Raw genomic sequence first — 12401 nt, forward strand, 5'->3', positions numbered from 1 at the left:
TATCAACTTTTTTCATTACTATTTCGTTAAAAAATTCACCAAAGCCAACTCGGTTGCACTGAGTGAATCATGGGACGGAAATGCTAACCAGAGCTGACGTGAAGCCCAATCATCCAATAAAGGATGCACCACGATATCGAGCACATCGACATATAGTTGGCCAACCTGGTGTGGAACAATAGCAATCCCTAACCCCGCATGTACCATACGACAAAGCGCATCTAGACTTGAGACCCGCACCTTCACCCGCGGCGAACTGCCGAGTAGCACCGCTTGCCCATAAATCATTTGCATTAAAGCACTTTTATCTTGTAGTCCGACGAAAATTTCATCCGCTATCAGTTCGAATGCTAATTCCCTATCAGATGCTAACGGATGTGAAATAGGTAGTACCACCGCCAATCGATCGGTACGGTAAGGTACAGTTTCAAATAATTCAATACCACTTACCTCATTACAGATACCAAGACCCACCATCCGTTCAGAAACACGCTTCAAAACCTCATGGCTATGTTGTTCGTCTAACTCAACGTTCACTGCAGGAAAAACTCGTTCAAAAGCAGCTAAATCTTCCGGCAAAAACTGAACAATCGCCGAAAGATTTGCAGCAATCCTGACGTTGCCACGCACCCCCTCATGAAATTGAGACAATGCGGCACCCAGTGATTCGATCGTTCCAAGAATTTTTTTCGCATACCCGTACAACGTCTCTCCAGCTGAAGTCACTGTAATACCACGCTGGTGCCGATGTATCAACGGCAGTCCAATTATCGACTCCAAATCAGCAATACGACGACTGATTGCTGATGGCGCGATGAACTCCCTTTCTGCAGCCCGTGTAATACTTTTTTCATGACATACTGCGACAAACAACCTCAGTGAGGTCAAATCAAGTTTTCTGAGAAGATTTTCCATTCCTAATAAGAATTTCCAAAACATAAATCTTTTGCTGGACAAACAGCATTTCGATACATATTATGCGCATAGCGTATATACAATAACCCAACCATGAGCGCACAGCAAACATTTCTGCGCGACGCGATGCGTCGCCTCAATATGACTCGCGATGGCTTTTCCAAGCGTATTGGAGTCCGAAGAAGAGCACTTGACACGTGGTTATTACCCGAAGATTCGAGTGAATATCGTACTATGCCAAGTATCGTTAAAAAATTCGTCAGTGAAATCATCGGACGTGAAATTCTAATGACTGAATATACGCAAAGCGCACATGAATCACTCGCTGAAAAAATTGGTATTTCGGGAAAACCGCATCTCCTATCCGTTGACCAGTTAACGCGCGACTCGCTGGAAGAACTCTTCCATGTATCAGATATCATGCAGCCTATTGCTCGACGCCAAAAAATTTCACGCGTGCTCGAAGGTGCAGTCCTCGGTAACCTTTTTTTTGAAGCAAGTACCCGCACTCGCGTTTCTTTTGGAGCCGCTTTTTGCCGACTCGGTGGTTCCGTTTGTGATACCACTGGATTCACCTTTTCTTCCATGGTAAAAGGAGAATCGATTTACGATACCAGTCGTGTCATGAGTGGCTATGTCGACGCCCTCGTCATACGTCACCCAGAGAAAGGCTCAGTAGCAGAATTTTCCCGTGCCACCAACATTCCTGTCATTAACGGTGGTGATGGCCCTGGCGAACATCCAAGTCAAGCTATACTTGACTTATATAGCATGAGTCGAGAGTTTTCTCGGCTAGGTAAACTTATTGACGGGGCGCATATTGCCATGGTCGGTGATCTACGCTATGGTCGAACGGTTCATTCACTCATCAAACTTCTGGCCAATTATCGCAGGTTAAAGTTTACACTGATCTCACCGCCATCTCTCGAAATGCCTATTTATATTCTTGATTCAGTTACTAAGCATGGGCACGTAATTCAACAAAGCACTTCACTTACCGACCTAAAGCAAGTTGACGTTGTCTATGCAACTCGCATTCAAAAAGAGCGTTTTGCCGACGAAGCTATCGAAGGTTATACCCCTGAATTTCAGATCAACCAAGCACTAATCAACACTTATTGCGATAAACATACTATTATCATGCACCCGCTTCCTCGTGACAGTCGGGCAGGTGCAAACGATTTGTCTACCGACCTCAACAACGACCCGCGACTTGCGATTTTCCGCCAAACAGACAATGGTATTCCGGTTCGTATGGCGATATTTGCCGTGCTAATGGGAGTCGATAAACAAGTGGCACACAGCATGCGAGACGCTAAATGGAATGTACCATCTCATATCGGACCAGACGATGCATACTTCGATGCACTTCTTGATTGATACCATAGGTAGAAGATACTTTTACACGTTCAGCAAGATCTCAAAGAAAATAACTAGAATTTCGAGTTACCAGATGTAGAATCGTCTATAGACATTTTTTCTTTGGAGGCATCATGCGGAATAAGACTCTCACGCAATATCTCATTGAGCAACAGCGAGAGTTCAACAGCATCCCACCTACGCTTCGCTTCCTTATCGAGGTTTTTGCTTGCTCATGTCAGTCGATTAGCAATATCGTTTCCAAAGGTGCACTAGGGGGAGTACTCGGCATTGCTGGCAGCAAAAATATACAAGGCGAAACTCAAAAGAAACTAGATATCATCTCCAACGAAATTTTGATCAAAGCTAACGAATGGGGGGGGCATCTCGCAGCCATAGCTTCAGAAGAAATGGAAAATATTTTTCATATTCCAAATCGATTTCCTAAAGGCGAGTACCTGATGATGTTTGATCCACTCGATGGTTCTTCAAACATAGATGTAAATATATCTATCGGCACCATCTTCTCCGTACTGCGCTGCCCAAAGGAAGTGACACAACCAAGCGAGAAGGACTTCTTACAAGCTGGTACAGAGCAAGTGGCTGCAGGCTATGCAGTGTATGGTCCACAAACAGACTTTGTTCTGACAACAGGCCACGGTGTAAATTGTTTCACACTCGACCGTGAAATAGGCTCATGGGTACTTAGCCAAGAAAATATCCGAATTCCGGAAGAGACGCAACAATTCGCTATCAATGCATCGAATTCACGACATTGGTATCCGCCTGTACAACGGTACATCGATGAAATTCTAGCTGGCCAGGATGGTGTGCGTGGCAAAAACTTTAATATGCGCTGGGTTGGATCGATGGTCGCTGACGTGCATCGCATTATAAATCATGGTGGAATTTTCATATATCCAGCAGACAAACGTGAGCCAAACAAGCCCGGTAAGCTACGACTAATGTATGAGGCCAATCCAATCAGCTTCATCGTAGAACAAGCAGGTGGCTCAGCAACTAACGGAAGTCAACGTATTCTTGATCTTCAACCAATAGAACTGCACGAGCGTGTTGCCGTATTTATTGGATCAAAGAATGAAGTTGAACGAGTGACACGCTACCACATCGATATATAGGAATTAGCTGGCTAAGTATGAAATATCATCAAAATTTTTTAGATAAAGTTAGTGACAACATGTCAACAGAAAAGTATTATTCTTCCTCTTCGCATAGCCGGAGTAGCTCAATTGGTAGAGCAGCTCATTCGTAATGAGAAGGTCGGAGGTTCAATTCCTCTCTCCGGCACCAGAAGTTCATTTTTGGTAATTATGCACCCAAAGAGAAGCATGGGAACGGCGATCGTGAAACACCTATTCCTATCTGGAGAAACAGAGTAGCTAGTCTGGATTCTGTTTCGAAAAAAATCAGACTAGAAAAATAAGATGAACTACTCGGTCATATATGCATTTTCAGATTGAAGCCCAGTTCTGGTAGAAACGTCGTTTATAAAATATTCGTTTTACATATATGATATAGCGCAAAAATGGCTTTTTTGCATTTTAATATCAAGTTATTTAAAGTTATTTATTCTTGAACGTTTTGGAATGTTATTTCATACGAAAATGTTCTTTATTTGACGTAGTAAGTATGATCAAAATTTCAGTTAAATATTGAGATAATTTTAATCAAGCGATTATATTTTTATATTGATCACTTCATCGATCTACCAAGTATTCTTCGATTTTTCTTTCTGAGTATTTCGCATAGACGATTTCTATAAATTATTTATAATAATCACCATACAGGTGTTTTAATCTCTAAAAAATAAAGTGTATTTTTTGATTCTATAGATACAGAAATCCCATATGGTCATGCGGATGACGTCGCATAGACGATCGAAAATCCCCAAAGGAAAGGATCCTCCATAGAATGAATCTCATCACAGGCACTAAGGTACATTCGCATCCTCTTAATGAATCATGGGAAGAAGCTCCTGTTTGGAGCGAAGTATATTGCAAGGGTGCATGGGTATTGAGTAGCTATCGTGATGTTGCCGCGGCCCTGCGCGACCCGCGATTTTCTGTAGCCCGTGCGGCACGCTGGGTCAACAGCAGCATTGATCCAACCAAAATCGCTGATCAACATCAGCGTCAAGATAAGAATGCATTGCGTGAATTCAAGCGTCTCCTCTCTCGCTCTCTGCTATTTATTGACGGTCATGCTCATATTCGACTACGTCGCGCAATTGCCGGCGAGTTTAACAGTACTGCTTTGCAGAAGCGAGCTCCCAGAATTTCTGGGATTGTGGATCAACTTATCAAAAATATTATTTCTAAAGCGACACTAGATTCAACTGGTAGACAGACGATCCATTTCGACTATATCAGCGAGTTTGCCCAACCGATTCCTGCATTAGTAATTGCTGACTTGATGGGCGTTACTCCAGAGATTCAATCACAATTTATAAAGTCAGCAAGCAGCATTGCCACTTTCATCGGAAGTCCTATACCAACGATAGAACAAGCCTTTGCTGCACAGGAAGCTTTAGTAAAAATACGTGACTACTTCAACCAGATGCTGAATCAACCCAACTTACTAGATAGTGAAAGCATAACTGCCAAGCTTTTGAAAAAAAAACAAAAAGGTCAGATTTCAACAGTTGAGATGTTAGCTCAATCCTGCACTTTACTCTTTGCTGGTTATGAAACGACTCGTCATCTTCTTGGGAATGGAATGCTGGCTTTACTTCGTCACCCAGCGCAATGGAAATCATTACAGAATTCACCGGAGCTCCTACCAAGGGCGTTGCGAGAATTGTTGCGTTACGATAGCCCAATCCAATACACTGGGCGCCGGCTACGGCAGGATGTCTCTATCCAAGGATGCCTTCTACGCAAAGGACAACTTGCCATCTTAGATATTGCATCAGCTAATCGTGATCCAAGATGCTTCATTTCACCAAATCGACTAGATATCAACCGCGATGAAAGAAATCATCTGTCGTTTGGTTATGGTCCTCACGCCTGCGTTGGTGCCACACTCACTTATATGGAAGCTAACATTGCTTTCCAAAGTTTAATGAAAGCTCTTCCTCGTCTTCAGCTCACTTCTGATAAGCCGCTATGGCAAAGCAACAAGGCATACCACGGGTTAACATCACTTCCACTGACTTGTGTTTTAACACCTCAAATATCCTTAGCTTCCTAATAAAGGATTTATTAGAGGAGAATTGCTATGAATGATTTTCAGGCAATGCTCATGCGTATGGAGTCACAATGTTTGTTACGCACACGTCGCATCATTGAAGGCCCACAGAACCCTTCTTTACGTGTCAATAATCAATCCTTTCTTTCATTTTGTAGCAATGACTATCTCGGCCTAGCAAATCATCCTAACCTAATTGCAGCGATAATAACCGGTATGTCTGAATTCGGTGTAGGTAGCTCATCCTCAGCCCTTATTTGTGGACATACAAAGGCTCATGAAGATTTGGAGCAAACATTAGCTGCATTTCTCGAGATACCAAGGGTCATTTATTTTTCAAACGGATACATGGCTAATCTTGGTGTAATCAGTGCACTTGTGGGGCCTGGAGATACAATATTCTGCGACCGTCTGAATCATGCTTCCTTAATTGATGGAGCCCGACTTTCCCGTGCTGAATTCAAGGTATATGCGCACAGTGATGTTTTCAAGCTAGAAAAGCTTCTACAGAAATGCAAAAGTCCTAGTAAACTTGTGGTAACCGATGCCGTTTTTAGTATGGATGGAGATATCGCTCATTTAGCAGAATTGATTACTATTTGCGAGCGTTACGATGCATGGTTACTCGTCGATGATGCTCACGGTTTTGGTGTTCTTGGCCCGCATGGGAAGGGCAGCCTGCATCACTTTGGGTTGAAATCGGAGCAGCTTCTTTACATGGGTACGCTAGGGAAAGCAGCAGGGGTTGCTGGTGCATTTGTTGCAGCCAATCGACATATCTCAGATTGGCTTCTTCAGCGAGCGCGTACTTATATGTACACCACATCTAACCCTGCGCTTCTCGCCACAGCAGCATCTGCGGCACTGCCTCTAATTTACGAAGAGGAATGGCGACGTATTAGGCTCCGGACGTTAGGCAAAAAATTACAAAAAGTCTTGTATGGGCTGCCATGGCCATTAATACATTCGAAAACTGCCATCCACCCAATAATCATAGGCGATAATCAGACCACCCAAACTTTAGCAAGCATGCTGAAAAATCAAGGCATTTGGGTACCTGCAATCTGTCCACCCACTGTCCCTGATGGAACAGCACGTTTACGTATTTCCCTCAGTGCATTGCATACAGAGGACGATGTGATATGCCTAGCAAAGGCACTGATGAAGATCGCAACTGTCCTAAAGGTTGAGCGATAATATGAACACCTCAAAATCTTCTGCTCTCATTCTACGTAGTTTGCGTAGTGTTTGGCATCCCTGCACACAGATGCAACATCATGAAACTATGCCACTCATTCCTATCGTCCGTGGGAAAGGCGCATGGCTCTATGATGCTGATGGTCGGCGATATCTGGATGCAATCAGCTCATGGTGGGTCAATCTATTCGGTCATGCTAATGATCGGATCAATAACTCGATCAAGGAGCAACTCGATTATCTGGAACATGTCATGCTAGCTGGTTTTACTCACGAGCCAGTTGTCACTCTGTCAGAAAAACTCTCAGCACTGACCAGCAATGCCTTAGGGCACTGCTTTTATGCGTCAGATGGTGCTTCCGCCGTTGAGATCTCGCTCAAAATGAGCGCACATGCCTGGCGCAACATAGGATATTCGAAGAAGCAGGAATTTGTCTGTCTACAGGGCAGTTACCACGGAGAAACGCTTGGTGCACTGGGAATCACCGATACCTCATTGTTTCGAGAGGCCTATGAGCCGCTAATTCGAGCTGCTCATGTCGTCCCCTCACCTGATTCACGTCAGGCTCGTGACGGCCAAACACCTAATGATGTTCTTCAACATGCGCTAGATACACTTCAATCTCTTTTAGAAAGACGTGCAAACCACATTGCTGCAGTAATTGTAGAGCCAATGGTCATGTGTGCTAATTCTATGGCAATGTATGATGCTTCATACCTACAAGGATTACGTTCTTTGTGTAATCGTTATCATGTCCACCTCATCGCTGATGAAATCGCTGTCGGATGTGGACGAACAGGGAAATTTTTTGCCTGCGAGCAAGCCGGTATTTGGCCAGATTTGCTTTGTCTATCTAAAGGTATCAGTGGAGGTTATCTTCCGCTATCCTTAGTCATGGCAAGCGCTGATATATATAGCGCATTCTACGATACAGATTTACATCGTGGTTTTTTACATTCCCATTCCTACACAGGTAATCCACTAGCATGCCGCGCGGCCCTTGCAACGCTATCCATATTTGAAGAAGACAACATCATCGAACGCAACCGTGTCTTAGCAGAATATATTAACGTTGCACTACAGCCCCTCGCCCAACATCCAGACTTTCATCATTTCCGCCAGCAGGGTATGATTTGGGCATGTGATGCGATCATCAACGATTCAGAAAATACCAGAACGTTTGCTCACCGGTTTTATACAGAGGCAACTAAGCAGGAACTCCTCATTCGTCCAATTCGGAAAACCGTTTACCTCATGCCTCCGTACATTCTAGATACCGAAGAAATTGATATCCTTGCATCGCGCATAAAGCGAGTCGCTGATAATGTCATGTATGGGGTTTAACCATGTCTTCTAAGTATAAAGGTTATTTTGTCGTAGGCACGGACACAGGAGTAGGTAAAACATTAGTCAGTACAGGGCTCCTCCATCACTTCGCGAATAAAGGATATCGTGCTGTAGGTATGAAACCAGTAGCATCAGGCGCCGTTTTTAATTCCGGAGCTTGGCAAAATGACGACGTAACGGCTTTGCGAGAAGCTTCTAATGTAGATGTGCCAATCGCCTTAAATAATCCCTATCTGCTACGCGAACCCACGGCCCCACATATCGCAGCAGCCACAGAAGGGATTCAAATCAAAGTTAATCACATACAACATTGCTATCGTGCTCTTCAGAAATATGCTGACTCAGTTATTGTGGAGGGTATTGGCGGATTCCTTGTTCCGCTCAATGAAAACGTTCACATGGGTCATCTCGTCACGATACTTGAATTACCTGTTATTTTGGTCGTTGGGATTCGGTTAGGATGTATTAATCATACTTTACTAACCACCGAGGCAATTTCCGCCAGAGGCATCAGCATGGTCGGCTGGATTGCTAATATTGTCGATGCCGAAATGAGACAGATTGACGCCACAATCAATTGTCTAAAAAAACGCATTCAATCACCAATGCTTGGATACATTCCTTGGCTATCTAGCTCAAAAGCGACTAATGTTGCCCAATTTATTAGGTTACCGTAATAAAAATTTTGCAGTAAAAAGTAACGCTAATATGATGAAATTAGCTGCCAATGTGTTTATTAGGTGCATATGAGGCAAACGATAATGCCAATCCGACCTACAGGCTATCTAAGCCTACATAAATTTTCAACAGATAAACTCCTAGATTTTAGTGAAAATCTCGCCGTGAGACGCAGATCGTGAACCTGGCATTGGTAGATTGCTACTACCACGATAAGCAAAAACCACGGAAAATTTTGTATTTTTACCTTCATTTCGGCTTGCTTCATGAAACAAACCACTGTGGAAAAGGACAACATCGCCTTGTGAAAGTTCTACTTGGATACTATGTTCAAAAAGTTTCCGATTCTCCGGAACTTCAGGCCGTAGAAAATCAAGCGCATCAAGTTGATAAGGAGCAATCATCTCATGATGTGAACCTGGGATGAAACGCAATGCCCCATTGGTAGCAGTCTCAGTGCCAAGTGCGAGCCACACGGACACAAGATCGTTGCGATTGAAAAACCAGTATCTAATGTCACGATGCCACCCTGTCGCCGTACCGAAATTAGGATGTTTAGTCATTACACAATTATGATGTGCAAGTGTTAGAACAACATCTTCTAAAAAGATTTGTTCGAGGGACTGAATAAGATCAGGATGAGTGGCCCAATGACGTAGATTATCGCTCCGATCATAAGCTTTAAGTAATCGCCGCACAGTTAGCCCGCCTTCTGCTTGTCGAGAATTCGGTGCACCCTCATAGCCTAGATCTGCTTCATATTCCAATGGTCCTCGACTTTGTTCTAGCTCCTGTCTTACATCTGACAAAATATCTTCACAGTAATCCACCGAAGCATAGCGTGGCAAAATCAAGAAGCCTTTATCTTTAAACTCGGCGAGTTGGTGTGCGGTAAGCGCCATAATAGACGATAAGTGTCGTATAGAAAAAGTACAAAATAGCACCCTCTGCAACGGAAACGGCTTATCATAAATCTGACTGAGGTCTGTAACGGTCTATAATGCCTTGGAACACAAATCAATTTGTACATTGCAGAAAGAACCACCTAAACTTACAATATCAGAAAGGGATTGTCGAGGAAAAAATTGATTGCGAAAATCGTCAGTTTAAAGAAAAATCATGTAATTTTAGTAGTTCGCTCCCAGAAACGTACACTCGACCAAGCACCGCTTAGAAGGCAGTTAATTATTTAGTATGCTTACACTGGGCCATCAAAAAAAGTGATAAAATTCTGCAAAGTGGAAAACATAAGCAAGATATTATTTTAATAAATAAATTAAATATTAAGAATTAATAAAAATTCATAGATATGAATTACCAAAATTAGAAAATGGAGCTATCAGCTCCATTTTGGGTATTTAAGCGAATACCTAGCACTATTAAAATTTTATCCATTTACATCTCAAACACATCACAGATTTTCTAAAAATAATTAGCATATCCCCACTACCCTTACCCGGGTAGCTGAATAAGCTCAGTGTATAAGCAAGTGGTCAATTGTACGAATAGAGAAGGAATACACCAATTACTCCCCTGGTATGCCCCTTAGTTAAATGATTTAAATTTAGGTATGCTTAAGATTGCTCCTACCAAAATCATCAAACAGAAAAAAGTGCATGAAAATTATCAGAAGTTGCTTCTGCAATTGCCTCTACTGATTCACCACGCAATTTTGCGATAAATTCCGCGACATATTTAACATAACTCGGTTGATTTAGCTTACCCCGATATGGGACTGGTGCGAGGTAAGGTGAATCCGTCTCGATCAACATTTTATTCAGCGGTACACGACGCACAACGTGCGTCAATTCTCCTGCATTCTTGAATGTGATAATACCTGAAAAGGAAATGTAAAAATTCTCTGCCAGTACCGCAGCAGCAAATTCCCAGCTTTCGGTAAAACAATGTACAACTCCTCCGACTTCGCTCGCTTTTTCCTCGCGCATTAACCGTAGAGTATCTTGAGCTGCTGAACGAGTGTGAATAATCAGTGGTTTTTTTGCAATTTTCGCCGCCTGAATATGACGGCGAAAACGATTACGCTGCCATTCCATAGCCTCAATAGAATGGCTCTCCAAGCGGTAATAATCAAGCCCAGTTTCACCGATAGCAACCACTTTTGGCATATTAGAAAGACGAATTAAATCGTTGACCGATGGCTCAAGCATATCCTTATGATCAGGATGTACACCAACAGATGCATATATATTCTCATGTGAGGAGGCAATTGCCAGTACATCCGGTAGTGTTAATAAATCAACGGAAACACACAATGCATGACTCACCTGAGCCTCTCGCATTTTAGCTAGCAACTCAGGCATCTGAGTCGCTAGCTCTTGAAAATTAAGGTGACAGTGCGAATCAATAAACATTCTATATTAAATTTTATAAACGAAGTTTGATGCGTGTACCAGTAAAAGTAGACTACACGACGAGGTTAAAATCAGAGTAGTTTAAAAATAAAAGTATCACTTGTAGCTCCGAGCTAATACGCACAAATATGCTAGTAGCCTTGTTCCAATTCTCATCGACCTAGGGATAAAGCTGATAGCGACAATCATGGTTTTGGTAGCGTATGAGAGGTAATTAGACACTACCTACATCTGTAAAAAGTTGTTGATACTTCAAAAATAATGCCTCGAGTAATACATTTTTATTCAGTGGATGATTTTGGAATTCACGTTGCTGCTCAAGCTCACGTAAAAATCCAAGTAAACGGAGATTGTCGGTATTATGCCCACAGCGTTCTAACTGTTCTATACGAGCAGGGAAAAATCGTATTACACCAGTCATACGAGCCGAAAGCAAATCAAAACACCATCGTTGCAATGTAACAAGAATATCTATCAAACTTCGTTTATACAATTTTTCGGCGCAAGTGAATACGTCGAGTGCTGCCCCTTTCTCTAGCTGTATGAGCAAATGATTGCGCCAAAGACGTTCCTCAGGAGTGCTTAGTAGAAGTGCGTGCAGTGGAGCGCCTCCAGCTTCTGTTAAAATGGACATCGCTTCCCCATAATCAAGGACAGCCGAAGACATTAACCATTGCGTACTAGATTCTATATCTGGACGAGACAACACTATACGACGGCAACGACTGAGGATTGTCGGTAACAAGAGATTTCGCCCTGTCGTTACAAGAATAAAAATAACACCTTCAGGTGGTTCTTCCAACGTCTTAAGCAAAGCGTTGGCAGCGTTCATGTTCAAAGACTCTGCAGGATAAAGCACAGCAACACGATTTCCATGTCGATGACTACCTAAGTTTGCAAAATCGATTAAATGACGCACCTGCTCAATTTTTATCTCTTTACTGAGAATATTCGGTTTCTTTTTCATGTTGTTATCCGACTTTGCCTCCTCAGATAACAACCCAATGAATATTTCAGGATAAACAGCTCGAAAATCAGGATGGTTTCCCTTAATGAACCATTGGCATGCGGTACATTTACCACAGGGTTGTAGATCACTCCGTACTGCTTCGCAAAGGAGTCCTTGTGCGAAGTGGAATGCCAACTCAATCTCACCGGTGCCAGGCAGAGCTTGTAACAACAGTGCGTGAGGTAAATGATCACGAAGATTAGCCAATCGAGACCAGTCACGAGATTGCCACGAATACAGCATGCATCCCCTTATCTAACGAATTTAGGAGCAATAAATAGCGAGTGGAAGTTATCAAGTGCATCTATAAAATTAT

10 protein-coding genes and 1 tRNA gene are annotated in these 12401 nt (G+C 42.7%); 7 read left to right on the plus strand and 4 right to left on the minus strand.

What is annotated here, in order from left to right:
* Nucleotides 1-18: 18 nt before the first annotated feature.
* Nucleotides 19-915 carry a LysR family transcriptional regulator gene (locus BZL35_RS01630; RefSeq protein ID WP_106182255.1) on the minus strand — a complete coding sequence of 299 codons (897 nt, stop codon included), beginning with the start codon at nt 913-915 and terminating at the stop codon, nt 19-21.
* Between the two features lie 93 nt (nt 916-1008).
* Here BZL35_RS01630 and BZL35_RS01635 point away from each other — a divergent pair, with 93 nt between their 5' ends.
* From BZL35_RS01635 to bioD, 7 genes are all read left to right on the plus strand, one after another.
* The gene (locus BZL35_RS01635; RefSeq protein ID WP_106182258.1) at nt 1009-2295 is read left to right on the plus strand and encodes an aspartate carbamoyltransferase; all 1287 of its coding nucleotides are present in this window, start codon (nt 1009-1011) and stop codon (nt 2293-2295) included.
* Nucleotides 2296-2408: 113 nt separating this feature from the next.
* Nucleotides 2409-3413 carry a class 1 fructose-bisphosphatase gene (locus tag BZL35_RS01640; protein ID WP_106182260.1) on the plus strand — a complete coding sequence of 335 codons (1005 nt, stop codon included), beginning with the start codon at nt 2409-2411 and terminating at the stop codon, nt 3411-3413.
* A gap of 96 nt (nt 3414-3509) precedes the next feature.
* Nucleotides 3510-3585, plus strand: a tRNA-Thr gene (locus tag BZL35_RS01645).
* A 621-nt stretch (nt 3586-4206) separates the two neighbouring features.
* Nucleotides 4207-5484 carry a cytochrome P450 gene (locus BZL35_RS01650; RefSeq protein WP_106182263.1) on the plus strand — a complete coding sequence of 426 codons (1278 nt, stop codon included), beginning with the start codon at nt 4207-4209 and terminating at the stop codon, nt 5482-5484.
* 27 nt (nt 5485-5511) lie between these two features.
* On the plus strand, nt 5512-6678 hold the full coding sequence (bioF, locus tag BZL35_RS01655) for an 8-amino-7-oxononanoate synthase (RefSeq protein ID WP_106182265.1): 1167 nt from the start codon (nt 5512-5514) through the stop codon (nt 6676-6678).
* A 1-nt stretch (nt 6679) separates the two neighbouring features.
* Nucleotides 6680-8023, plus strand: coding sequence for an adenosylmethionine--8-amino-7-oxononanoate transaminase (gene bioA, locus BZL35_RS01660; RefSeq protein ID WP_106182267.1), 1344 nt, complete (start codon nt 6680-6682; stop codon nt 8021-8023).
* Between the two features lie 2 nt (nt 8024-8025).
* Nucleotides 8026-8703, plus strand: coding sequence for a dethiobiotin synthase (bioD, locus tag BZL35_RS01665; RefSeq protein WP_106182270.1), 678 nt, complete (start codon nt 8026-8028; stop codon nt 8701-8703).
* Nucleotides 8704-8844: 141 nt separating this feature from the next.
* Here the strand turns inward: bioD and BZL35_RS01670 are convergent, their stop codons facing one another.
* The 3 genes from BZL35_RS01670 to holB form a co-directional block, all read right to left on the minus strand.
* On the minus strand, nt 8845-9606 hold the full coding sequence (locus BZL35_RS01670; protein WP_106182273.1) for a phytanoyl-CoA dioxygenase family protein: 762 nt from the start codon (nt 9604-9606) through the stop codon (nt 8845-8847).
* Between the two features lie 696 nt (nt 9607-10302).
* Nucleotides 10303-11076 (minus strand): TatD family hydrolase, encoded by a 774-nt coding sequence (locus BZL35_RS01675; protein WP_106182275.1) that lies wholly within the window; start codon nt 11074-11076, stop codon nt 10303-10305.
* Between the two features lie 214 nt (nt 11077-11290).
* The gene (holB, locus tag BZL35_RS01680; RefSeq protein ID WP_106182277.1) at nt 11291-12328 is read right to left on the minus strand and encodes a DNA polymerase III subunit delta'; all 1038 of its coding nucleotides are present in this window, start codon (nt 12326-12328) and stop codon (nt 11291-11293) included.
* Between the last annotated feature and the right edge of the window lie 73 nt (nt 12329-12401).

Source organism: Candidatus Pandoraea novymonadis, assembly GCF_003004665.1.
In the GTDB taxonomy this organism is placed as follows: Bacteria; Pseudomonadota; Gammaproteobacteria; order Burkholderiales; family Burkholderiaceae; genus Pandoraea; species Pandoraea novymonadis.